20 protein-coding genes and 4 pseudogenes are annotated in these 23,556 nt (G+C 67.5%); 15 read left to right on the plus strand and 9 right to left on the minus strand.

What is annotated here, in order from left to right:
* Positions 1–150: pseudogene (locus ABT147_RS38830) on the plus strand (IS630 family transposase); the annotation flags it as partial.
* Positions 151–650: 500 nt separating this feature from the next.
* Here the strand turns inward: ABT147_RS38830 and ABT147_RS38835 are convergent.
* Positions 651–1,229 carry a TetR/AcrR family transcriptional regulator gene (locus ABT147_RS38835; protein ID WP_351415387.1) on the minus strand — a complete coding sequence of 193 codons (579 nt, stop codon included), beginning with the start codon at positions 1,227–1,229 and terminating at the stop codon, positions 651–653.
* 1,538 nt (positions 1,230–2,767) lie between these two features.
* Between ABT147_RS38835 and ABT147_RS38840 the strand changes: the two genes are divergently transcribed.
* The 5 genes from ABT147_RS38840 to ABT147_RS38860 all read left to right on the plus strand — a co-directional run bounded on the left by ABT147_RS38840 (position 2,768) and on the right by ABT147_RS38860 (position 8,037).
* The gene (locus ABT147_RS38840; protein WP_351415389.1) at positions 2,768–2,950 is read left to right on the plus strand and encodes a hypothetical protein; all 183 of its coding nucleotides are present in this window, start codon (positions 2,768–2,770) and stop codon (positions 2,948–2,950) included.
* A 227-nt stretch (positions 2,951–3,177) separates the two neighbouring features.
* Positions 3,178–3,969: an SDR family NAD(P)-dependent oxidoreductase gene (locus tag ABT147_RS38845; protein ID WP_351415391.1), complete on the plus strand. Its 792-nt coding sequence runs from the start codon at positions 3,178–3,180 to the stop codon at positions 3,967–3,969.
* Positions 3,970–4,259: 290 nt separating this feature from the next.
* Complete coding sequence (locus ABT147_RS38850; protein ID WP_351415393.1) at positions 4,260–5,324, plus strand: alkene reductase; 1,065 nt, start codon at positions 4,260–4,262, stop codon at positions 5,322–5,324.
* 184 nt (positions 5,325–5,508) lie between these two features.
* Complete coding sequence (locus ABT147_RS38855; RefSeq protein ID WP_351415395.1) at positions 5,509–5,937, plus strand: ester cyclase; 429 nt, start codon at positions 5,509–5,511, stop codon at positions 5,935–5,937.
* 534 nt (positions 5,938–6,471) lie between these two features.
* The gene (locus ABT147_RS38860) at positions 6,472–8,037 is read left to right on the plus strand and encodes a long-chain-fatty-acid--CoA ligase (RefSeq protein ID WP_351415397.1); all 1,566 of its coding nucleotides are present in this window, start codon (positions 6,472–6,474) and stop codon (positions 8,035–8,037) included.
* Positions 8,038–8,671: 634 nt separating this feature from the next.
* Here the strand turns inward: ABT147_RS38860 and ABT147_RS38865 are convergent.
* The 3 genes from ABT147_RS38865 to ABT147_RS38875 all read right to left on the minus strand — a co-directional run bounded on the left by ABT147_RS38865 (position 8,672) and on the right by ABT147_RS38875 (position 11,356).
* A complete protein-coding gene (locus ABT147_RS38865; protein WP_351415493.1) occupies positions 8,672–9,253 on the minus strand; it encodes a TetR/AcrR family transcriptional regulator in 582 nt (193 codons plus the stop codon).
* Positions 9,254–9,304: 51 nt separating this feature from the next.
* Positions 9,305–10,384 carry an SMP-30/gluconolactonase/LRE family protein gene (locus ABT147_RS38870; protein ID WP_351415399.1) on the minus strand — a complete coding sequence of 360 codons (1,080 nt, stop codon included), beginning with the start codon at positions 10,382–10,384 and terminating at the stop codon, positions 9,305–9,307.
* A gap of 156 nt (positions 10,385–10,540) precedes the next feature.
* Positions 10,541–11,356, minus strand: a complete 816-nt coding sequence (locus tag ABT147_RS38875; RefSeq protein ID WP_351415401.1) for an oxidoreductase — start codon at positions 11,354–11,356, stop codon at positions 10,541–10,543.
* Between the two features lie 1,088 nt (positions 11,357–12,444).
* On the opposite strand from ABT147_RS38875, the pseudogene ABT147_RS38880 reads away from it, so the two are divergent.
* Positions 12,445–13,440, plus strand: a pseudogene (locus ABT147_RS38880) (dihydrolipoyl dehydrogenase family protein); the annotation flags it as partial.
* Positions 13,441–13,761: 321 nt separating this feature from the next.
* On the opposite strand, the gene ABT147_RS38885 reads toward ABT147_RS38880, so the two are convergent.
* A complete protein-coding gene (locus ABT147_RS38885) occupies positions 13,762–14,817 on the minus strand; it encodes an aldo/keto reductase (protein WP_351415403.1) in 1,056 nt (351 codons plus the stop codon).
* Between the two features lie 254 nt (positions 14,818–15,071).
* On the opposite strand from ABT147_RS38885, the pseudogene ABT147_RS47470 reads away from it, so the two are divergent.
* The 4 genes and pseudogenes from ABT147_RS47470 to ABT147_RS38905 form a co-directional block, all read left to right on the plus strand.
* Positions 15,072–15,576 (plus strand): annotated as a pseudogene (locus ABT147_RS47470) (IS701 family transposase); the annotation flags it as partial.
* Positions 15,572–16,158, plus strand: a pseudogene (locus tag ABT147_RS47475) (transposase); the annotation flags it as partial. The pseudogenes ABT147_RS47470 and ABT147_RS47475, both read left to right, overlap by 5 nt.
* A gap of 71 nt (positions 16,159–16,229) precedes the next feature.
* Entirely contained in the window at positions 16,230–16,532 is a 303-nt protein-coding gene (locus tag ABT147_RS38900) for a hypothetical protein (protein WP_351415409.1), read from the plus strand.
* Between the two features lie 35 nt (positions 16,533–16,567).
* A complete protein-coding gene (locus ABT147_RS38905) occupies positions 16,568–16,705 on the plus strand; it encodes a hypothetical protein (protein WP_351415411.1) in 138 nt (45 codons plus the stop codon).
* Positions 16,706–16,886: 181 nt separating this feature from the next.
* Here ABT147_RS38905 and ABT147_RS38910 read toward each other — a convergent pair whose 3' ends face one another.
* Positions 16,887–17,300: a LysR substrate-binding domain-containing protein gene (locus tag ABT147_RS38910; protein ID WP_351415413.1), complete on the minus strand. Its 414-nt coding sequence runs from the start codon at positions 17,298–17,300 to the stop codon at positions 16,887–16,889.
* On the opposite strand from ABT147_RS38910, the gene ABT147_RS38915 reads away from it, so the two are divergent.
* From ABT147_RS38915 to ABT147_RS38925, 3 genes are all read left to right on the plus strand, one after another.
* Positions 17,299–17,685 (plus strand): peptidase inhibitor family I36 protein, encoded by a 387-nt coding sequence (locus ABT147_RS38915; RefSeq protein WP_351415415.1) that lies wholly within the window; start codon positions 17,299–17,301, stop codon positions 17,683–17,685. The two genes, ABT147_RS38910 and ABT147_RS38915, sit on opposite strands and share 2 nt — an antisense overlap.
* Positions 17,686–18,045: 360 nt before the next feature.
* Positions 18,046–19,080, plus strand: coding sequence for a replication-relaxation family protein (locus ABT147_RS38920; protein ID WP_351415417.1), 1,035 nt, complete (start codon positions 18,046–18,048; stop codon positions 19,078–19,080).
* 279 nt (positions 19,081–19,359) lie between these two features.
* The gene (locus ABT147_RS38925; RefSeq protein ID WP_351415419.1) at positions 19,360–20,205 is read left to right on the plus strand and encodes a DUF3626 domain-containing protein; all 846 of its coding nucleotides are present in this window, start codon (positions 19,360–19,362) and stop codon (positions 20,203–20,205) included.
* Positions 20,206–20,271: 66 nt separating this feature from the next.
* Here the strand turns inward: ABT147_RS38925 and ABT147_RS38930 are convergent, their stop codons facing one another.
* The gene (locus ABT147_RS38930) at positions 20,272–20,859 is read right to left on the minus strand and encodes an SMI1/KNR4 family protein (protein ID WP_351415421.1); all 588 of its coding nucleotides are present in this window, start codon (positions 20,857–20,859) and stop codon (positions 20,272–20,274) included.
* A gap of 182 nt (positions 20,860–21,041) precedes the next feature.
* Here ABT147_RS38930 and ABT147_RS38935 point away from each other — a divergent pair, with 182 nt between their 5' ends.
* A complete protein-coding gene (locus ABT147_RS38935) occupies positions 21,042–21,764 on the plus strand; it encodes a Type 1 glutamine amidotransferase-like domain-containing protein (protein WP_351415423.1) in 723 nt (240 codons plus the stop codon).
* A gap of 8 nt (positions 21,765–21,772) precedes the next feature.
* On the opposite strand, the gene ABT147_RS38940 is transcribed toward ABT147_RS38935, so the two are convergent.
* Complete coding sequence (locus tag ABT147_RS38940; protein WP_351415424.1) at positions 21,773–22,423, minus strand: hypothetical protein; 651 nt, start codon at positions 22,421–22,423, stop codon at positions 21,773–21,775.
* A 443-nt stretch (positions 22,424–22,866) separates the two neighbouring features.
* Positions 22,867–23,496 (minus strand): TetR/AcrR family transcriptional regulator, encoded by a 630-nt coding sequence (locus ABT147_RS38945; RefSeq protein ID WP_351415426.1) that lies wholly within the window; start codon positions 23,494–23,496, stop codon positions 22,867–22,869.
* Between the last annotated feature and the right edge of the window lie 60 nt (positions 23,497–23,556).

Consider the following 23,556-nt stretch of genomic DNA (forward strand, 5'->3'; position numbering starts at 1 on the left):
CGCAGCCTGGCCAACCTCGCCGTCGTCGCCCTCGACCGGCTCGAAGCACTCGTACGCAACCGGCTCAAGCGCCTTCAGTACCGGTCCGGCATCCTCGACGGCTTCATAGCGGGCACCGGCCTGGCCCTCGACGAACCAGCGTCACCCTGACGAGCCGAAGTCAGTAACCGTGTACCTGCTGCCGGTGCCGGCGGGAACGCCCGACCTTGTTCGCGCACGGCATGCTCATCAACACGCTCACGGCGATTGGGTTTCGCCCGGATTGTCGGGGAGCGAAGGCATGAAGCCACGCGAGCTGCTCCGGCTACCGGAGCCGGGCAGCTATCCGGGGGAGCGCAACGGAAGGTCCGGCCGTGCTGGCGCGAGGCCGCGGATGCTGCGCCCCCGGACCGCATTTCGCATGAGGCCCGTCGACTGGGCTGAGCGCGGTTGCGCCAGGTGTTCGTAGTGGCTCGGTCCGCCGGTGGGCTCAGGCCGCCGGGATGTGGCTGCATCGCCTGGCCGCCGGCTTGGTGGGGGCGGGCCTCGGTGCGGTCGCCGCAGCGGGACATGGAGCGCCGGCGTCGGTTGCGGGGCGGGGGAGCGGTCCAGGAAGCGCGGGGCGCTCAGGTCCGCTCACCCGTGGCGTTGGCGCAGTCGAATGGCCCGTCTCAGGACTCCGGTTCAATGCCCTGTGACGCAGTCAGGGCCTTGTGGGTCGATTCCAAAATCTTCTCCGACAGTTCTGTGCCCGCCGTGGCCCGGGCGAGCAGGATCGCGCCGACCAGAGTGGCCACCATGGGGAGGCCGTCGTCGGCGTCGGCAGACAGCCACGCGGCAAATTCCTGGACTCCCCCCGCGTACGTCTTGCGCACCTCCCCGGCTATGGGCTCGCGGGCCATGTCGCCCGCGAAGCCCGCGGTGGGGCAACCGGTGCCGGGCTGGTCACGGTGCTCGGCCGACAGGTAGAAGTCCACGAGGGCGGCGCGCGCGGTGTCGTGATCGCCGTGGTCCGTGTCGAACCCCGCCAGGAGTACGTCCAGGTCCCCGAAAGCGGCTTGAGCCGCCTCGGCCACCAGCGCCTCCTTGGACGGGAACTGCTTGTAGAAGCCCCCAGTGGTCAGCCCGATGGACTTCATCAGATCGGCGACGCTGATGCCGTTCACGCCGCGTTCCCGGAACAGCTTGGAGGCCGCGGCGACCGCGCGCCTGCGGTTCTCGAGCGCTTGTGCCTGCGAAACCCGGCTCATCACTCACCTGCCCACGTTAGATAGTTAAGTGCATCTATCGTACGCGAAGTGCCGGGCGGCAGGCCGCGACGCCCCGATGGGTGGATCATGATCGCGGACGACGTGGTCGACGTGGCGCTGGTCGGGCTCGACGCGGGGAGCCCGTCACCTGGGAGTCGTTCGAGAAGGCTCAGAGGCTCGTCTCGAACCTGTCGCTGAGGGTCCCCGCCGATCGCAACCGCGGCTGACCGTCGCTCCGACCCAGGTGCGGGTGGGTGAAGACCGACGCACTCGGCGTCCTCCCTCCCTGAGGGACAGCCGGGACCCAGCCGGACGGCCGGCCGTGGTCGGTTTCGCGTACGGCCCTCACGACGAGCGCGCGGGCACGGCGGACGAGCTGGGCAGGCCAGCGGATACCCCGGCTGAAACCGCAGGTCAGCCGCCAGACCGCCCGAACACCCCCGGAGTGATCACTCCTGAATCAAGCCGGTGGATCCTGGCTCAGCGGGGCAGCCCTCTGGCAGCTCCATAACGGATACGGTGACGGATTCGCTTCGTTTCCTTCGCCTCTAGGGTCGGGCGTGATCGGCGTAAGTCATACCGGGGAACGACTGCCCCCCAACGAGGACAGACCTCCCCCGCCCCCTACCGCCACTCCACATGGAGAAGCCGTCGCGAGTTGGATCCGTAATGTCACCCAGAGCCGGTTTCCTCCGGTCGCGGTCCAGGAGCTGACCCCCTCCTTCGTCGCCAGAGGCTCGCCTGAGCACCCCGCAACTCGGTTTGGGCTGCCTGGGTTGGGCGTTGCCACGCGGCCGGGGACCCAGCCGTGATGACATCACGGACCGCCCGCACTCACCGACCCTCAATTGCAAATCACGATCGCAATTTAACGAACCGCGAAGCCTGTCGCCACACCGCAGGAATGTCGAGGCAGGTAACGCCGAATTGAGAGGAATCCTCATGGTCCGTCATCTGTGGAGTAAGGCGGCTACAACGACCTTGGCCGTAGCCGCCATCAGTGGCTTGGTGATGGTCCCCGGGGCGGCCTACGCCGACGGCTCCGGGGGAGCGCAGGTGAAGATATGCGCCAACTCGGCCATACCCTCCGTCACCGTAACCGGGGAGAACCAGTACGGGCAACGGGTGACCTGGGGGCCGTACAGCATTCCGGCCGACTCCTGCGGCTACACGAAGGGCTGGTGGTGGGCGTCGGGCAAGCAGGTGGCCTTCTACCTCCCCGGGAACTCCATGCCAAATCAGGCCTGCAATATTCCTCAGGGGGCGACAGGTATCTACAACTGTGGCTACCGGAGCCAATAATCCAGGTCAGGAAGACGAAAGCGCCCTGAGAGTTGCGATAACTCGGGTTTTCGGGATTCCGGTATGCGCGATCAGCAAGACACTTCCGAAATGCAATCCTCCGATGCCGCAGCGAGGGTCTCCGCACGGTTCGGTGATCCGAATCCGGTCGCTACGGTGGGCTGCCGCGACTGTTCAGCGGGGTGCGGGCGCTGTTTACCTGTGGCTCGTACCTGCGGTCCTTCAGCCACGGACCCGTGAAGCAACTGCACGCGGCGGACTGCCGGTTCCTGCCGAAACTGGCCGCGCACACCCCGCTGTTGCCCGGCGCCGACCAGGTGGCCTACGTGGACATCGTCGAAAACGATCCGCCGCATCTACGGCTACGCCAAGCAGGGGGCCGGCTACGAGTACAGCAAGGTCAAGAGCCCGAACGCTGATCGGGATCGTCTCCATCGCTCCGGTGATCACTGCCTCGGCGGTTCAGGCCGACCTCGTGGGCCAACGTGCGGGGTTGGGGGACCGGCGATCCCGATGGCTTCACCGCCGGGCTTGAGTGCCCAGAGGGGGCATTGACCCAAGTGCTTTAGATAGTTATCGTAATCTAAAGCGAGGTCGACACTCCGGCCCCTCTCCTCATCCGCCAGCCCAGAAATGAGATCCCCCCATGACCACGCAGACCAAGACCGCTGTCGTCACCGGCGCGTCCGCCGGCCTGGGTGCCGCCTACGCGCAGCGGCTGGCCGACCGGGGCTACGACCTGATCCTGGTGGCCCGCAATGCTGCGCGGCTGGAGACGCTGGCGTCGGACATTCGCAGCCGCACGGGCCGTGCGGTGGACGTCGTCACCGCCGACCTCACCGATGCGGCGCAGATCTCCGTGGTCGAGGAGCGTCTGCGCACCGACGAGAGCATCGAGGTACTGATCAACAACGCCGGCGGGGGGCTGTTCACGCCGCTGGCGACCTCAGACGCCGCGGCCTCCGAGGCGCTGATCAACCTCAACGTGACCTCGCTGACCAGGCTGACCACCGCGGTCCTGCCGGGTCTGACGGCCCGCGGGCACGGCACCGTGGTGAACATCTCCTCTGCGCTGGCTCTCAACATCCTGCCCGTCAGCGCCGTCTACAGCGGCACCAAGAGCTACGTGCTGACGTTCACCCAGGCCCTGCAGCAGGAGCTCGCCGAGAGCCCCGTCGTGGTGCAGGCCGTGCTGCCGGGCGCTGTCCGCACGGAGTTCTGGGACGGCTCCGGCGCCGACCTCGGGGCGTTTCCCGATGAGTGGATCATGAGCGCTGACGATGCCGTCGACGCGGCGCTCGCCGGCCTCGACGCCGGGGAGCCCGTCACCATCCCGTCACTGCCCCAGATCAGCGACTGGGAGTCGTTCGAGAAGGCGCGTCAGACGCTCGTCCCGAACCTGTCGCTGCGGGTCCCCGCCGATCGCTACCGCGGCTGACCGCCGCTCCGGACTCCGGTGCGGGAGTCCCTTTTCTACGGTGCGGCTGGTGCCGCACACGACCGATGCCCCCTGGGGCGTGGGTGAACACCGACGCACTGGGCGTCCTCCGAACTGGTCGGACAGCCGGGGCCCAGTCCTCCATTGGCGGCGGTCGTGAGCGCGGCAAGCTCCTCCGCACCGTCGACTGCCCCTCCGCGCGGTCTGCCCTTCCACGGTGGAAGGCCATCAGGCCCATCCGGCCCGCCACCCCGCAAGTCTCTCCCACCCTTTATTTTGAGGAAACATCCATGTCGAACGCCCTGTGGAACCCGATCGTCGTCGGGGAGATCCCCCTGCCGCACCGGCTGGCCATGGCGCCCCTGACCCGGAACCGGTCCACCCCCGAAGGAGTACCGACCGGGCTGAACGCCGAGTACTACGCCCAGCGCGCCTCGCACGCCCTCATCATCACCGAGGGCACCCAGCCCAACGCCGACGGACAGGGCTATCCCGTGACACCGGGCATCTACACCGACGAACACATCGCAGGCTGGCGCAAGGTCACCGACGCCGTGCACAAGGCCGACGGACGCATCGTCATCCAGCTCATGCACGCCGGACGCGTCGCCCACCCCGACAACACCCCCCACGGGCGACAGCCTGTCGCCCCCTCCCCGGTCCAGCCGGTGGGCACCATGTTCACCGCCTCAGGGCTCCAGGAGATGCCGGTACCGCGCGAACTGTCCACCGAGGAGGTCGCCGCCACGGTCGAGGACTTCCGGCGCGCCGCCGCGGCCGCCATCGCGGCCGGCGCCGACGGCGTCGAGATCCATGGTGCCAACGGCTACCTCCTGCACCAGTTCTTCGCCACCAACACCAACCAGCGCACCGACCGCTACGGCGGCTCCGTCGAGAACCGCATCCGCTTCGCCGTCGAGGTCGCCACCGCCGTGGCCGACGAGATCGGCGCCGGCCGCACCGGCATCCGGATCTCCCCCGGCAACCCCTTCAACGACATCGCCGAGAGCGACACCCACGAGCTGTACCCGGCACTCGTGCGCACCCTCGCCCCGCTCGACCTCGCCTACCTGCACATCGGAAACCACGGCGGCGACGACGAACTCCTGCACACCCTCCGCAAGCTGTGGCCGAACACCTTGGTCCTCAACCGGGCCGGCACCGACATCGCCACCCGCGCGAAGGACGTCGAAGACGGCCTGGCCGACGTCGTCACCGTCGGCACCATGGCGCTCGCCAACCCCGACCTGGTCGAGCGCGTACGCACCGGCGCGCCGCTGAACACCCCCGACCCCGCCACCTTCTACGGCGGCGACGCGGCCGGCTACACCGATTACCCCGCCCTCTCCGAGTGATGAACCCGGTCCACACCGCCTGACGAACCCCGGCGGTACCGGTCCTGGCTAGCCGGTATGCACAGATGACCTAATAGGATTATGGTCATAAGGCAATATGGGCCATCCTCCCGCCTGTTCGATCCGATTCCACGGTCCGTCACCGGGGCGGAGCCGCTCCGGTCCATCCATATGGGAGAAGCGCATGTCTTCCTCGAACGTCAAAACCCAAACGTCCACCGCCGACTTGCACCGGCTTGCGGATGAGTACGTCAGGCGCGTCAACCAGCGTGACCTCGACGCCCTGTTCGACCTGTACGCGCCGGACTTCCGCTCCCACGCCGCCGACGGAACCACCACCGGCGTCGAGGAGACCCGCGCGGTGCTGGCCTCGTTCCTCGACGCGGTCCCCGACTTCGCTGCCACGCCGGTCCGTGTCGTCGCCGAGGACGATTGGTTCGCGATCAGCTTCATCCTCACCGGCACGAACACCGGGTCCTTCAACGGCACTCCCGCCACCGGCCGATCGATCAAGGTGCTGGAGGTCCGCATGTTCAAGGTGGCCGACGGGAAGCTCGCCGAGCACTGGGGCCTCATCGACCTGGCGACGCTCTTCGCCCAGTTGCAGTCCTGAGCGGATTACGTACGTTGATGTCAGTTTCACCCCTTCGCAAGGGGCAGGCGGGCCGGCCGCAGCGTCGCCGGGCGGCCATGGTCGCGGCTGGGTGAAGAAGCCCTGCTCGTCTCGAGCGGGATTCCGCGCTCGGTCAGCCGCTTGAGTTTCAGGCGAGGGTTGTTGATGTCGCTGGGCGCGATCCATGTCCATCGCCTCGGACACCTACCGCGCCGCAGCGGCCGCGCGAGCGGCTGCGGATCGGCAGCTCCACTCGCACGAGCCCGTCGTGCTCCCGCGACTGGCTCGTGCGAGTGGAGGCCGCCGGGCTCAGCTCGCTGGGCGAAAAGGGCCCCGCAGGTGAGTTCAGCAGGTCCTGCCCGACGAGTGGCCGCTGATGCTCGGCAACGACCTCGCGTGGACCGTCATCGGCGTAGGGACGGAAGCTCGCGGCTCGAGTTCGCCGCGCTGCTGGGCCGGGAAGCCGACGGCTTCGTGCCCGCCTCGGGACTTCGTCCAGACGTGACTGCCACCTCGAGAGCCAGGAGAACGACGATGCACAGACCGACCCGCAACGTGTCACGCGTACTGACGGATTCCGCGTCTCGGTACCCTCAGCGCGCCGCGATCGTCTTCGGTGACGAACTCATCACCTACAGAGCTCTCGACGCCGCGGCCAACCGGGTCGCGAACCTGCTCGTCTCGCGCGGCGTGCAGCCGGGTGACAAGGTCGCACTGTCCTGCCCCAACCTGCCCCACTTCAGCAGCGTCTACTTCGGCATTCTCAAGGCCGGGGCGGCGGTCGTGCCGCTGAACGTGCTGTTGAAGGCTCGCGAGGTCGCCTACCACCTCACCGATTCCGACGCGAAGGCGTACTTCGCGTTCGAGGGCACTGCGGAGCTGCCGATCGGACAGGCGGCATGGGAGGGATTCCAGGCGGCCGAAGGCTGTGGCGAGTTCTTCCTGATCGAGGGCGGTGGCGCGCCGTGGGCCGGGGACGGGACGCCGGAGTCGTACATCACGGTCGTCGCCGAACAGCCGGTGACGTTCCGGACGGTCGAGCGCGACGAGGACGACACGGCGGTGGTCCTCTATACCTCTGGCACGACCGGCCGGCCCAAGGGCGCCGAGCTGCGTCATCGCAACGTGTACGACAACGCGCTTGCCGGCATCGACCTGTTCGCCGCGGATCCCGAGCGCCCCGACACATACCTGTGCGCGTTGCCACTGTTCCATGCCTTCGGTCAGACCGTGATCCAGAACGGCGCTCTCGCCTTCGGCGGCACGATCGTGATGCAGCCGAGGTTCGAGGCGCGCTCAGCCCTGCGTCTCATGCTTGAACATGACGTGACGTTCTTCGCCGGCGTCCCGACGATGTACTGGGGTCTTCTCGCCGCACTGGACGACACGGTCGACGTCGCCCGCCTGGCCGCGAATCTTCGCGTCGCGGCGGCTGGTGGCTCAGCGCTGCCCGGCGAGATCCACAAGCAGTTCAAGGACCGCTTCGGCGTCACGATCCTCGAGGGATACGGACTGTCCGAGACTTCTCCGATCGCCTCCTTCTCCCGCTTTGGGGACGAGCCGCGCGTCGGCTCGATCGGCGTGCCGATCCCGGGCGTGGAGATGAGGCTCATCCGGGACGACTGGGCCGACATCGAGGACGGTACCGACGAGATCGGGGAGATCGCGATCAAGGGCCACAACGTCATGAAGGGCTACTACAAACGGCCCGAGGCGACGGCCGAGGCGATCCACGACGGCTGGTTCCGCTCCGGCGACCTCGCCCGCAAGGACGAGGACGGCTTCTACTACATCGTCGACCGGTCCAAGGACATGATCATCCGTGGTGGCTTCAACGTCTACCCGCGCGAGGTCGAGGAAGTGCTCATGGAGCACCCCGCCGTCTCACTGGTCGCGGTCATCGGCGTACCGCACGAATCCCACGGCCAGGAGGTCAAGGCCGTCGTGGTGAAGAAGGACGGGAGTGGCACGACCGAGGAGGAGCTCGCCGCCTGGGCGAGGGAGCGGCTCGCAGCGTACAAGTACCCGCGCGTCCTCCAGTTCGTCGACGAGCTGCCCCTGACGTCCACCGGCAAGATCCTCAAACGCGGACTCATCTGAGCACCCTGGACGTTGTCGCATCCGGGCCGGCGATCTGACCCCGGCCAACGGTCAAGTGCTCCCGAACCTGATCATGAAGCCCGCGTCGCGCCAGGCACTCGCCGACAAGCGCAACGCCCCGGACCGCCGCCGTCGGGAAGCAATACCGTCGGGGCCGGTCGCGACCCGGCCCCGGATCATGCCCGGTCCCGCGCGGCCTGAGCGATCTGAGAGCGGCGGAGTACGCGGCACTCAGATCGGTGGTATCAGCGCGATCCGTCAGCAGGGACTCCTCTGCAGGCGGTGGGTTGGCGGTACTGCCGAAAGTGTGGTGATCCGCCGCCTTCGGCGATGTGCGGCGGCAGCCGTGTACTGCTCCGGTCGGTGGCAGGTCACTGCATTGGCAGCGCTTGAGCAGGCCCGGCTCCGCCGGTCTGCGGGGGAGAGGAGCCCCGGCCTTGAAGTTGGCGGTATGAATAGGGCCTGCCCGAGCGCACCGGGGGCGGGGAGGTGAAGATCGCCGTGGCTGCCCGGCCCATCGGTGTGGCAGATCCGGGCCCGGGGTGATCTTCACCGGACTCCCGCCGGGCCGGGATCATCGATTTCGATATCCCCGACATGGAGCACAGGTCACCGGCTGAAGCGCTCAGTTGTGCTAGTCGGCATCCAGCAGTGCCAGGGCGTTGCGGATGCCCTGTTCGAGGAGTTGGTCGGCGAGTTGCCGGTCGGTCAGGGCGCGCGAGAGCTGCAGCGTCCCGGCCAACATGGCGAGGAGGCTGAGTGACTTCAGACGCGCCGACGGCGGATCGTGGGGTGCCAGGCGGGCGGCGAAGTCGTCGATGAGGACCAGCGCGCCGTCGGTGTACGCCTGCCTGGTGGGATCTGTGGAGCGTGCGATCTCGTCGAGCAGGGCGGCGTTGGGGCAGCCGTCCTCGATGCTGTCGCGCTGCTCGGGGGAGAAGTACCAGCGCACGATCTGTTCGAGTCCGGCACGGCCGGGTGCCGCGTGCGCGACGATATTCGCGTGTTGTGCGCGCATCTGGTCGGCGACCGCGGTGGCGACGAGTTCGTCCTTGGAGGCGAAGTAGGCGTAGAAGGTGCCGTTGGTCAGGCCGGCGTCCTTCATGAGGGTTGCGACTCCGGAGCCGTCGATGCCGTTGCGCTTGAGCCGGCGGCCGGCCGTCGTGATGATCCGCTGCCTTGTCTCCTGTTTGTGCTCTTTCGTGTACCGCACGATTGTTCCTCCATGGCAGCCGGGGCTTTCGCCCCGGCTGCCGCCCTGGTCGGGTCAGTGTGCCGTGCCTGCGAGGAGCGCGGCGAAGTTGATCCTGGCGGTCTGCAGTTTCGGGTCGTGGGGCTCGGGGACGCCGCCGTTGGTGATGTACAGCCGGTTGCCGCGGACTGCGGTCGCGGAAGGCGAGGCGAGACCGTCCGCGCTGGTCAGGACGGGCTTGTAGGTGCCGTTCGGGTAGATCACCACGACCCTGTCCGGTCCGTTCTGCGAGGAGGAGCCGTTCTGCGCCGCGAACACCACGTCGGCGTGGGGAGTCAGGAAGCTGAGGTCGTCGATGTTGGGCAGGCCGCTTGCGACGACGCGGATGGGACCGGCCGTGCCGGTGGCGGTGACCGGTACCCGCAGCAGGGTGCCCTTGTTGAAGTTGCTGACCCACAGAGCGCCGTTGTGGAACCTGAGCCCGTTGGCGCCGATCGGCAGGGCTTCGGTCGGCACTGGTGCGAGAGCGGCGTCGGTCAGCCACGGGGTTGCCGACCCGCCCGAGACGGGAACGGACCAGATGACGCCCTTCAGGCTGTCCGCGATGTAGAGGGTGCGTCCGGCCGGGTCAATGGCCAGCCCGTTGGGGCCCGAGTCGGCGGGCAGGGCCATGCGCTCAGGGGTACCGTCCGGTAGCAGCTTGTACACGCCGTTGCGGGCCGCGTTGCCCGGTGCCCACACGCTGTAGTAGACGGTGCCGTCACTGCCACGGGTGTTGCCGCTGATCGCCTCGCCCACCTGCCCGGTGGCGAGCACCGTGCGCTCCCCGGAGGGGGAGATGCGCATCAGCTGCGGCCCGTGGGTGCGCTCGCACACCGCGCAACTGCCGAGCAGGGACAGGGTTACCGAGCCGTTGGGGTTGACGGTGATGTTCTCGGGGATCTCGCCGACGGCGTAGTCGAAACTCGCCGCGGTCCGTACGTCGGTGACGACGGATCCGCTGTACGGGTGTCCTGTCCATGCGGATGCGGACGGCGCCGAGACCAGGACGGCCGCCGTCGCGGTGACCGCCAGCGCGATGCCGACGTTCTTCTTCAGAAAACGCCTTGCGCTCGATGCACTGTGCCGGGCCGTTTGCTGGCGTTGCTGCTGCATGACTCTCCTTGGCAAAGGTACGAGTGACTGATCGATGGACTTTCAGGGACATCAGGGAAGCCGGTGATGTCGGGCACAGCGGAGGCACTCGGCCGGAACCGGCGCCCTTGAAGCCAGACGGGATGGCGTCGACACCCTTTGATCCGGATGGGCACGTCAGGTGGGCATCCTGTTGGTCTTGCGGACCTGCTTGTCGAACGTCCCGGTGGGGACGAGGCGGCGCGCCGCGCTGACGCGTGAGGCGAGGGGGCCGGCGGTGTAGCGCAGCTTCGGCTTCTTGCCGGTGGCTGCCGTGACTATCACCTTGGCGACGACGGCGGGGTCATCGCCGTCCTTCATCGCATCCGCGATCATCTCGTCGAAGACGCGTCGTCGCTCCGCGTACAGCGGCAGCGGGGTGTCCGGCTGCGCCGCGTTGGTGTCGAAGCTGGTCTTGGTGTAGCCGGGCTCGACGAGAAGGACCCGGACGCCGTGCTCGCGGACCTCGTGGTCCAGGGACTCGGAGAAGCCCTCGATCGCGTGCTTCGCCGAGACGTAGAGGGCCATGAAGGGCTGAGGGATGAGCCCGAGGACGGACGAGACGTTGATGATGCGTCCCCCTCCCTGGGCGCGCATGTGCGGCAGGACCGCCTTCGTCATACGCATGACACCGAAGACATTGATGTCGAAGACGCTCTGGGCCTGGGCGACGGAGTTCTCCTCGACGGCGCCGGCTGAGCCGATACCGGCGTTGTTGACCAGGACGTCGATCCGCCCGAACCGGTCGATCACCTGCTCGACCACAGCGGTGGCGGATTCATCGCTCGCCACGTCAAGGTCGAGGTACGTCACCCCGGCGGGCGGGGTGAGTCCCGAGGTTCTCCGGCCGGTTCCGATTACTTCGAAACCCGCTGCGACGAGAGCGCGGGCCGTCTCCTTGCCGATCCCCGATGAGGCCCCTGTCACGAGCGCCACCGGCCGAGTTGCCGCCATCCCGTACTCCCTGCATTGTCTTACGTTCGTATGTCTTACGTTCGTACGACCATAGGGTGATCGTCGGCCGATGGCAAGTGGTCACGTCCGGCGATCCAAGAAAGGGTCCGGAGAACGCTGGGCGCGGTACGGGAAAGACCGCGAGCGGACGACGAGCAGGCGACCGAGACCGCAACCGCCAGTCCTCGCATCACCCGCCGCATTCGTCGTCGACGGCCTCGGTGCACCTGTTTGCGGGGAGGGCCCCGGTTGCTGAAGGTGGCCACCCCGCTGGCCTCCGGCATGCCGAAACCCTCCAGGACCGCGACATCGAGGCGGTTGTCGAACCCGGTGAGGACCTCGCCGGGGCAGCGATGACCGGCCCGCTGCCGCATCCCGCAGGTTGGCTGCGATCTTGGCGAGATCGCACCGGTCAGCATCCGGGTGGCCAAGGAGGGCGGTGCCTTCTCGGGCGCCGGGGCTTTTCGTCAGGCGGTGTGGGTGGGGTGGTCGGTGCAGCTGGCTGCGCCGCCGCCGTAGAAAAGGTCTGAGGTGTTGAGGGGCGCTGGCTCGTACGCGCTCGTGAGCGCAGGTGAGGGCTGAGAGCCACCTCTGCTGCGGGGACCCGGGGTGCCGGTCGGGTCCTTGAGGTCGCCCCGCGCCGCGATCTGATCACCTGTGACACCCAGCGTGTGAACAGGCGCGTCGAAGTGGGTTGTGTCCCGGAAGTGGTCCGGGTGCGCATGGGTGATGCCGAGCCGGTCCTGCAGTTTGCCGAGCCCCTTTGGCGCAATGACGACCTCGTCGGCGCACCCTGACGGCGCCCCTCATTGTTCAACTCCTCCTGGTTCTTGTGCCGGGCGCTCGTGCGGTGTCGCGGTCCGAGGCGCCGGCCTCGTTCCACGCTGCCAGGCATCGCCAGCAGGTCATTCCCGAACCGTGGGCGAACCGGCACCCACTGCTGGCCCCTGAGCCAGCCTGGGCCCCGGCGCTTGGGCAGCAACGGCTCGATCAGCGACCACAGTTCATCCGACGCGATTCGGGCCGCGACCGACGTTCTCTCAAGGCCACATCAACGAGCGGACAAGCCAACAGTCAGGCCTCGAGGCGGCTTCGACCACTGCATCATCGCCGCCGGGGCGAGCCCCAAGCTGCTGCCCGGCACGCGCCGTACGTCGCGCGTGGTGACGTTCGAGGAGCAGATCCTGGCCGAGGACCTGCCGCGGTCCATCGTGATCGCGGGCGCCGGCGCGATCGGCATCGAGTTCGCGTACGTCCTCAGCAACTACGGTGTGAAGGTCACGATCGTCGAGTTCCTGGACCGCCTGGCCCCGCTGGAGGATGTTGAGGTCTCCGCCGAACTGGCCAAGCAGTACCGGAAGTTGGGCATCGACGTCCTCACCTCGACCCGCGTCGAGTCGATCGACGAGTCCGGGCCGCAGGTCCGGGTCACGGTCACCGGCAAGGACGGCGCCCAGCAGGTACTGGAGACCGACAAGGTCCTGCAGGCGATCGGCTTCGCCCCGAACGTCACCGGCTACGGCCTGGAGAACACCGGCGTACGGGTCACCGAGCGCGGCGCGATTGACGTGGACGGCCGGTGCCGCACCTCGGTCCCGCACATCTACGCCATCGGCGACGTCACCGCGAAGCTGATGCTCGCGCACGCCGCCGAGGCCATGGGAGTGGTCGCCGCCGAGGCGATCGCCGAAGCGGAGACCATGGAGCTGGACTATGTGATGATCCCGCGGTCCACCTTCTGCCAGCCGCAGATCGCCAGCTTCGGCTACACCGAGGCTCAGGCGAGGGAGAAGGGGTTCGATGTCCAGGTCGCCAAGTTCCCGTTCACCGCGAACGCCAAGGCCCACGGTCTGGGCGACGCGACGGGCTTCGTGAAGCTGATCAGTGACGCCAAGTACGGCGAACTCCTCGGAGCCCATCTCATCGGCCCGGACGTCACCGAACTGCTCCCCGAACTGACCCTGGCCCAGCAGTGGGACCTCACGGTCCACGAGGTCGCCCGCAACGTCCACGCCCACCCCACCCTGGGCGAGGCGGTCAAGGAGGCCGTCCAAGGCCTCGCCGGCCACATGATCAACATGTAGCGGGGCGCTCAACGCGGCCGGAACAGGGCCCGTTGGTGCTCGTATCGGCTTCGCGACCGCGAGCGGCCAAGGGGCCCTGATCCCTTGCTAGGGAGATCCGAGGTGGGCTGCCGAGAAAGATGCCTCGCGAGCCCTCGTCCTGGTCGTGGAGCCCGCTCGGTATAGCCGAGACACCGTCGTCAATCGAGCGACACGATGGGGCTGTGACACCTGGCGGTGACGTGGCGCGGCCAGGCGAACGGCTCCGCCCCGAACTGTGCGCACGATGCGGGACGGAAGAGGCGTCGACGGCATGAGGCCGCCCGCGGCAGGGTCCGCGGCTCAGGCCGTGGGCACGGAGGGTTGGGTGACGAGGGAGGCGTCACCGCCCTGGACAGAGTCTCGGGAGCGAGCGGTCGCCTCATGGGGCACTCCGAGGGGGATTTCGCTGACGTCCGACAGACGCGCGAACTGCTTCGGGGCGAGCTGGACGTCCAGCGCGCCCAGATAGTCGTCGAGCTGGGTGAGGCTGCGCGGGCCGATGATCGGCACGAACGAGGTGGACGCTTGGGCGGCACGCTCACGCAGCCAGGCGACCGACACCTGGGCGGGCGTCGCGCCGGTCTCCTCGGCGATGGCCAGGACGGTGTCGACGACGGCGGTCTTCTGGTCGGTGCTCTCGGTGTGCACGAGCCTCTTCAAGTCGCTCAGCCGTCCCTCGGTACTGCGGCGGTACTTGCCGGTCAGTAGTCCGCCGCCGAGCGGAGACCACAGGGCGGCCCCGAGGCCCAGGCTCTCGGCCATCGGCAGCAGCTCGCGGTCGGGGGTCCTCTCGACGAGGCTGTACTCGATCTGGATGCCCGTGACCGGTGCCCAGTTCTTGAGGTCGGCGAGGGTGGCGGCGCGGGAGACACGCCATGCGGGGAAGTTGGACAGGCCTGCGTGGAGGATCTTGCCGGAGCTGACCAGGTCGTCCAGTCCGCGCAGAATCTCCTCCATGGGCGTCAGGTCGTCGGGGAAGTGGACCCAGTACAGGTCGATGTAGTCGGTACCCAGGCGCTTCAGGCTCGCCTCGAGCGAAGTGACCATGTTCTTGCGGCTGTTGCCTGTCCGGGAGATGCCGGGCTGCGGGGTGGCCCCTTTGGTGAACTTGGTCGCCAGGACGAAGTGGTCCCGGTCGGCGCCGACGAATTTCCCTACCAGTTCTTCCGACTCGCCGAACTGGTAGGTGTCCGCGGTATCGACAAACGTTCCCCCGGCGTCGGCGAACCTGTCGAACATCCTGCGCGCCTCGTCCGGTTCGGCGCCGGCACCCCAGCCGGTGCCGAAGTTTCCCGTGCCTAGCGCGTACTCGGAGATGCGAAGTCCGGTCCGCCGTCCGAAGGTCGTGTAACGCATCAGGTCTCCTTGGTACTGATTCGCATCGATGGTTGGGGCGGGTGGTGGCGTATAGAGGGCTGGTCGGCGCGATGGCCGGGTGAGGCCCCGGACAGTGCGGTGGTGGTGCCAGATGCGGCTAAGTAAGACGATCGGTTTACTTGGGTCTCCACCGTACCGGTAGTTCGCTAAATCCGGCGGTGGTGTGGATTGACGACGGGTCGGATTGGTCGTAGGCCGGTGATACGAGCCAACTGCCGTGCTGGGGGCTGAAGATGACCGCTCGCCGTCCGTGTCCGCCTGCGCCGGGGCCGTTGGAGGAGTACGCGGTCCGGTTCGACGACCTCTTCTTCAGCCTGGCCCAGCGGCGGGGGTTTCGTGAGTATCTGACCGGGCTGCTGGCGCCGCGGGAGCGGAACAAGACGATCACCTGCCTGGTAGGGGCGGAGCCAGTTGCCGGTGCGGGGAAGCCGGGGGTACAGCGGCTGCAGTTCTTCCTGTCCGAGTCGCCCTGGGAGGCCGAGCAGATCAACGACCGGAGGCTTGAACTGCTGCGCGAGGAGCCGGCGACCGCTCCGCACGGCGGCGGTCATCGTGATCGACGACTCCGGGGACCGCAAGGACGGCACCGCGCCCGCGCATGTGGGCCGGCAGTGGCTGGGCCGGTTGGGCAAGACGGACAACGGCATCGTCACGGTGACCACCGTGTGGACCGACGGCCGCGTGTACTACCCGCTGCACGCGACTCCCTATACTCCGGCCCATCACTTCGCCCGCGGGTAAGAGCACCGCGGCGGTGAACAACGCCTGGGTGGCCTTCGAGGACGGGGCCGGCCAGTCGATGACGCCACCGCGCGCCAGGACCTGGGTCCGCCAGGGCAGCACCCCGATCGTCCGTGTGCGCGGACGTGGCTCGGGCCATGTGTCGATGGCGGGGATGAGCTGCTACAAGCCCGGGGAGCGGTCCTGTCTGATTTACGCGATCCGTGAGACCGGGGCCGCAAGGACGAACCGAAAGGCTTCGGCTGGAAGGACTACCGCGACCTTGTCATCCGCGCCCGCACCCAGCTCGGCGGCCCGATCGTCCTGGTGTGGGACAACCTGCGCTTGCACCTGGTCGCGCCACTACGGGAGTTCTTCGAGGCCAACACCGCATGGCTCACCGTGTTTCAGTTACCGACCTACGCCCCGGACCTCAACCCTCAGGAGGGCGTCTGGCCGCTGGTCAAGCGCGACATCGGCAACCTCGCGGCGGCTGACCTCGGCCAGATCACCCAGGCAGTGAAACGCCGGCTCAAGCAGATCCAGTACCGCCCTGATATGGTCGATGGCTGTCTCGCCAGCACCGGTCTGAGCATGGATTCGGGCCCTGACGGATGCGGTGATGCAAATGCCCGACCGCTGGCGGCGCCAGGTATGGCAGCATCACCGCCATGTCTTTGCTGACCTGGGACTACGACGGTGATCTGTTCTGCGCCCTCACCACCGAGACGGGTGCGGGCGAGGGCCGGACGACACATTTCGAGCTCAGCGAGGCCCGCATGGTTCCGGGCCGAGCCCCTTCTATGCCTGCTTCACCTGCTCCAGGGCCGACAGCCGTGACGGTGCTTGTCTACGCGCCCGAGGAGGAGAAGCCGGCAGAGGTCTACTTCGACGCAACGCAGACGCTGCCGTTCGCCGTTCTCCAGCACTTCGTCGCGCTCGTCGCCTCACGCCTGGCGAGCACAGGATCGTAGAGCAGCGGTCCTGACAGCACGGCGATACCCTGGACATGCAGCGGACGGTATCCCGGCTCGGCGCCCCCGGCAGACTCGCACCAGCGGTCATGTCCGCGGCGATCTCGTCCAGGCTCGGTGCACCCGCCGTCAGATACGCCTCGTACAGCAGGTTCTTCAACTCCCGCAACTGACGAGGAGGGGTGGGAGCTGCGGCGTATCGTGCGCCGGGGCAGCACCGGTTCGGTGTGCGCCACCGGTGCGCGGCACTTGGCGACCTACCACCGCACCCACGGCCTCCGGTACCTCCCACAGCTTGACTCCTCGATCGGCGACGACCCCTGTGGGGGCGTCACCCGCTACCGCGAGGGCGCCTCAGCCATCTCGCCGGACGACATCGAAGGCTACGTGACGCAGGGCCGTGAGCACGGGAAGGTCGCGGCTCGCGGGCAACCAGGCGAGCACCGCGGTGGACGAAGGCAGGTCGACCACGTCTGCGTAGATCACGCCAGGGCGAGGATAAAGATGGCGGATCGCCGCAGGCGCGAAGGCGATGGCCTGGCCTCGGGCGACGGCGTGCAGCATCGCCTCGACGTCTTCGGCTACCGGTCCGAAGCGCACCGGGATGCCGCCCGGACGGGGATTCACGACCCAGTTGTCCCACCAGATGCGAGGCACTTCTTCGGGGACGTCCACTACAGAATGGTGGGCGAGTCGAGCGAGTTCGATGGGAGACTGGGAGGCGAGCGGGTCAACAATGAACAGCCGAGGCTTCAAGGGAACACTCATGGCTGCTGCCGTGACGACGTTGACCGCCGTCGGTATCGGCTTGGCCGCGACGCCCGCGAGCGCTGCCGCCGCCGACGACAACAACAACGCTTCCGTGAGTGGGGTTCGAGGCGTCGCGGCCACTGGTAACCCGAGTGACTGCCCGAGCGGCAACCTGTGCCTGTACACGGGTAGGGACTACACGGGAACGATGTTCCCGCTCTACTCGTGCGGCGCCTACAACCTGCACAACTGGAACGGATTGGGCTCCGTTGCCAACAATCAGACCGGAGGGGCCGTCGGGACGCTCTACAACCAGAACTGGAGCGCGAACCTTTCCATCCAGGCAGGCCATGGCACTCCGTCATGGGACTTCGCCCCCATCTGGTACGCCCGTCCGTGCTGACCTCAGCCTCCAAGCGAGGAGAGAACGGGTCATAGCGGACACCCGGGAGCGGTGGCCGTCAGGTCGCGGACAAGGGGTGCTCTCCCACGGTGGCTCCGGCCCGTACGCCTCGCGCGTGCGGGCCGGACCTGTCACCGATCCGGCCGCGTACGGCCGGAGATTCCCGAGGACGCGATGACCACCGCACCCCTCCCGCCGACCGGGTCGGACGGCGCTGCGACAACGAGCCCCGCACCGAGCCCTGCAGCAAGCCACGCTCCCAGCCCCGCAGTTCCGAGCCGCCGTCTGGCGGTTGTCGCTGATCAGACCAGTTGTCGCCCCGTCCCGGCCGGTTGCAACTCCTCTTCTCCCAGTACTGATGTGCCTGGAGAAGAGTCCCCGGCCCGGAAGGCCGCGGCGGCGAAGGCCGGAGCGGACATCCGCGGCGAGGACCTGCTCACCCTCGCTCAGCTACGCCTGGCCACACCCCGCCAGCTCAAGGCACTGCCGCTGCCCCACCAGCAGGACACCGACCACGTCCGGCGCGCGCTGCGCAACCTGCGCGACGGATCCCCGCCCCTGGTCGGCCGGACCCGCCGCGCCCAGCAGAGCTACTGGTCCTGCACCCCGGCGGGCCTCGCCGAAGCCGCCGTCTCCGGTGAGCTCGCACCCAGGGCCAGCCAGACCACCGGGAAGCGCATCGCCGCCAGCAAGATTGGTCTTCGGGAACACGGACTCGCGCTGGTCGAAACCGTCGTCGTCTTCCACCAGGCGGAGGTGGCCGACTGTGCCGACTGGCAGGTGGAAGTCGCCCACCCCACTCCGGTCGGGAACCTGGTGCCCGACGCCGTGGCGCTCCTGGACGACGGCTCCCACGTGTTCGTGGAGATCGACCGCACCATGTCCTGCGCCCGCCTGGTCGCCAAGCTGGAGTGCTACGACGCCTACCGCAACGCGCCGCCGTCCGGACGCGGAAACGCCGCCCGGGCCCCACGCAGCCACTGGCAGGTGACCTACGCAGGACCACACCTGGAGCGGCCCTTCACACCGGTGCTGTTCGTCTTCGCCCCCGCTCCGCGCCGCGCGGCCCCGGCAACGAGGGAGGCCGCCTTCCACGACCGCGCCCGCCCGAACTGGCGGATCACCGTGGCGACCACGACCCTGCAACAGTTCACACGGCAGGGACCTGACCGGCCGGTGTGGCGGGTAGTCGGCCACGGCGAGGACCGCCTCCTCCGGACGCGCTGCCCAAGGCGCGCTGAGCCCAGGACCGGGCCAGCGGCGACTATCCACGGCTGCCGAACAGTGCGACGTCGGGGGGAGAGGTCAGGTGCTTTTCCTGGCTGCCCCATCCGGCGGCGCACGACCAGCCTGTCCACGGATGACCGTGCCGCCCCGCAGCGAGCAGGCCGGTGACCGCCGCACCTGCCGCTTGGGCGAGGGGGGTGGTGCGGCCGACGTACTGGAGGCGGCCTTCGGTGTCGTACCTGCCGAGCAGCAGAGTCCGCGGCGCCGTCACAGGTCCGGTGACCGCGCCGACAATTAACTCCTGCGTCTCGCGGACCTGCTGGTGAAGACGCAGTGTTCCACTTCTGCGCTATTCATGCGCGGTTGCTGGTGCGATGGGCTGCTTGCAGGGAGCAGTTGGCCATATTGAGGTGCGTTGGTACCTGCGCCTTGTGCAGACTCCCAGGCATGGCTGCTGATACCGCCGTCTCGCTTCACGGGAGGGCTCTACGACATGTCGCGGCTTCGTCGAGGGGAAAGCCTCTTCCTCCGAACCTACGGGTGACGATGCACTTTCATCCTGATCGAGCCGCGGGGAACCGGCCTATCCTGATCCAGATGGCTGACGACGGTGTCTACAGGTCACAGTTCGTCACAGGAACGAGCAACGGCGGGCTGACCGCTCATCCGGGCGGAGAACGATGGCGCTGGGAGAGCCGTATCTTCGCCGGCGCGTATGACGACGCCGCACCTGACGAGCGTCCTGTCTACGGCGCGTTGAACTACCGCCGCGATCCGATCGGCGGTGCCCCGCGATTCGGCTCCTCATACTTCAGGCTCACGCCTGAGGCTCTCACGCGCGCCACGTTCTGTTACCCGGACAGCTCCGCTGAGCCGTCTTCCTTCGGCGTCGCAGATCGATGCTCACTTCTCGAGCTTGCCGAGGCAGCGGACACAGATCCCCTGGACGGCCACATCGAGGCACACATCCATGGGCCTGTCAGATTTGACCGTGACGTAGAAGCGCTGGTGCTGGACCCCAGCTATCGCGGTACAGCGGTCGAACATGCGGCAGAACGTCTGCCGTGCCCAGTCGAATGGCATCCCGGTTTCCGGCTCGGCGTGGCAGAACTGCGTCACCATCCGCACTATCGCGGCCAGGCCTATGTGGATCTGGGAGCCTCGATCGCTCACGGTGGCTGGCTCACTCCCAGGGTTATCGGAGACGCTGCCCGCACACGTCGATACGCTCTCCAGGACCTCAAGAAGGTCTGGCACTGCCTGGCCCGGTTCGGGAGGCTCAGCGGTTGTTGATATGCCGCGCTGCGTCCGACACGGCGGTGTCAGATTTCGGGTTCTGGCTCAGGTTCTGTGGAGTGGTCACGGCGAGTGAGCGAGTCGCTGCCGAATCGGATGGGCACGGAGCTGGGGTGAGGTGAGCTCCAGAGCCCGGTTGTCCTGTCCGGCAGCCATGTGGTCGAGCCATCGTTCGTACCAGGCGAGAAAGTCCGGGGCTGAGGAGACGTTCGGGCCCCAGAAGCCGTCTGCGTTGCCGGTGAGCATGCGCCCGGTGAGAGGGCCGGTTGTGCATATGAGGACGAGATCGCTGCAGCCGCGTTCGATGACGTGCAGGAACAGGTCACCTCGGCGGGTGGGGCGATAGGCCCGGCTGAATCCTCTTGAGCCCGTGCTGGCGTCTCTGGAGTTCATCGTGAAGAGCGTGCAGTCCTCCAACGGGATTAGTCCGTAGTACGGAGACGCACCTCTGCCGCCCATGTTGGTGAGGAAGTCTCGATAGGGCTGCGGGAGTTCCACGTCATGCTCGGCCTGAAATGCATCTGCCTGACGTTTGGTGAGGCGGGGGCCGAGACGAAATTCGTGCCGTTCCTCCCCAAAGGAGTGGCTTCGGTTGAGCGCGTAGGGGATGCGTGCCAGCTTGCGTCGCAACCGCGGGATGCGGGAGTCCATGCGAGCTCTTCTCTCGTGTCGCCCGCAATCTATCGCACGGCGCCCGGCTTCCTGAAGCAGGCGTGGCGGCAAGCAGCGTTGGGGACGCAGCGATGGTGGACTGCCGTCTATTGGGTTGCAGATGGGTCCCGTGGCACGGCAGTGTGCGCGCAGGTTTGACCCGCAGCCCAGGAGGCACTCTCGTGGTGGTCGTTTCAGCTCGTCGTGTCGCCCTTCTTGGGGGTGGTTTTTCAACAGATGAGGACGGCCTGCTCGACGACTGGCTGCTTAACAATGCGAGGAGCCCCCGACCCAAGGTGTGCTTCGTTCCAACTGCCAGTGGCGACGCGCCTGCATACGTCGATCAGTTCTTAAGCGCGTTCAAGCCACGTAACTGTGAACCGTCTGTCTTGTCGTTGTTCCGGCGAGAGCTGGACGACGAGGCGCTGCGGACGTTTCTGCTCAGCCAGGACGTCGTGTACGTCGGCGGTGGCAATACTGCGAACCTGCTGGCGGTCTGGCGTGCGCATGGGGTCGACCGGCTGCTGCGCGACGCATACAGCAGCGGGACACTGCTGTGCGGAATCAGTGCTGGCGCCAACTGCTGGGCGGAGGGCTCGCACACGGATTCCTTCGGGCCGCTGACGTTCCTACAGGACGGGCTGGGCCTCCTGCCGGGCTCGGTGTGTCCGCACTACGACAGCGAACCAGGGCGCCGCACCTCCTACCAGGAAGCTGTAGTTACTGGCATGCTGTCCGCCGGCTGGGCGGTTGAGGACGGGGTGGGGGCCCTCTTCACGGACGGGCGCCTTGAGGAAGCCGTCACCCGGACTCCGGAGGCCCGCCTGTACTTGGTGCAGGCAGATGAAGATCACGAGGTCATCGAGCGACCGCTGTCATGCCGATTGCTCAATGAACGAGAGTGATGCGTAGGTCATATTCTTTGGGCTGGCTGGCGGGTGGCGAGGTAGTCGGACCAGCTGTCGCCCGCGAGCCGGGCCCAGCGGTGGGCCGTGACTGGGCTGATGCCGACGAGGTCCGAGATCACGATGGGTGGCAGGTCAGCGAGTGCTTCCATCATGGCCGTGTTCTGTGCTGCGCGGGCCGGCAGGTTGTGGCACTTCATCGTGTCTTCGAGTCCCACAGGGTTGCGGGGACGGCCGGGGAACTGGCCGGGGAAGAGGAACCTCTCCGTCTCCTGTGGTTGTTGATGCAATGTGGTGGCTTCGCGGAGCTGATCCTCGATGAGACGAGCCAATTTCGGCGGGAGTACCACGGGGTGGCGGTTGATCGTCAGGTAGGCGTACTTGTCGTCATCGCGGTGGAACGGGTCTGCGGTCAGTTCGACGATCCGCGTGAGGGAGAGGGCGTAGAGACGGATCAGGGCGCCGGTGATGCGCACCTCCAGGGGGAGCGAAGTGTCGTTGAGGCATCGGCGTAGCTCCTTCCGATGGATGTCCTCGACCTGGAACTCACCTGGGAGCTGGCTGGGTGGGTGGTCGATGGTCAGGTCGGCGATCAGACGTCGCGCGGCTGCCCAGCGGATGAAGGGGATGGAGCGGGTGCGTACTCCGGGCCTGTCCATCGACCAGGTGTCGAGGTGGCCTTTGCTCGAGCGTTGCGAGCGTCAGTCGGCGTGCGTCCGGCCAGGCCAGGAATTGGATGGCGGCGCGGATATTGCCGCAGTCGCCCTTGTGGGCGTCGAAGGAGTAGCGGCCCCGTGCGGAGCGCCGTCGGGCATCGCGGATTTACCTGCCACTCGGCGAACGGGCGGATGAGCGTGACGTGGTGGGAAGGGAGGTTGGTAAGGGTCCGTGCAATTAAAGCGTCAGTTTCTGCGATCGTTGCCAGTGGGTGACGCCCGGGCGAGGCTGGGGAAGGCTGCGTGGATGTCGTGGCCTTCGGGGAGAGGGCATCAGCCAGAGTCGGCCGCTTGTCGGCCTTGCCGGTCATCTGTAGCAACATCCCTCTTCCTCGCGGAGCGCGGCCCGGCGCTTCTGCTCAGGGATGTTGCTGGTGCGGGTGGCCTCAGTGCGTCCGGGGGAACAGCAGCTCGACTGCGGCCACCACGGCGGCACGCCGGGCTGTGAGGGCAGGGTCCGCGGCGTGCTCGGTCGCGGCCTGGCTGAGTTCGGGTTGGGCTGCCCAAGTGGTGGCGATCTGGTTGATCAGGGCGAGAACGTCGGCGGGATCCCAGGCGGGATCGAGCTGTCCGGCCCGCTGTGCCTGGCTGAGCTGGCCGATCTTGCGGGCGATGACCGCCTGAGCGGGATCGTCGGCGGTGACCCCGGAACCTGACAGTTCAAGGCGGCCCCAGGTGATCAGGCGGTGGTGGTCGGGGCGGGCGCTGAAGTAGTCGAACAGGCGGCCCGCGTAGCCGGGCAGGTCGGACGGGTCCATCTGTGTGGCCTCGGCGATCACGGCCAGTTCCCGCGCTGCGACGTGGTTGTAGAGCGCTTCCTTGCTGCGGAAGTAGGCGTAGACGCGTTCCTTGCTGGTCCTGCCGAGTTTGGCGATGCGGTCTACGCGGGCGCCGGCGATGCCGTGGCGGGCGAACTCCTCCATGGCGGCGGTGAGGATCCGTTCCCGCGTCGTGTCGCCGCCGTCGGGAGCGGCTGTGGGGGCGGCGGTCTGGCCGGAGTCGAGAGGGTGGGACACAACTCCAGAATAAGGCACCGAACTGTTCGGTTTGACGCTGAAGGCTTTCCGACCCTAGGG

This window comes from Streptomyces sp. NPDC001868, from assembly GCF_040297125.1.
In the GTDB taxonomy this organism is placed as follows: domain Bacteria; phylum Actinomycetota; class Actinomycetes; order Streptomycetales; family Streptomycetaceae; genus Streptomyces.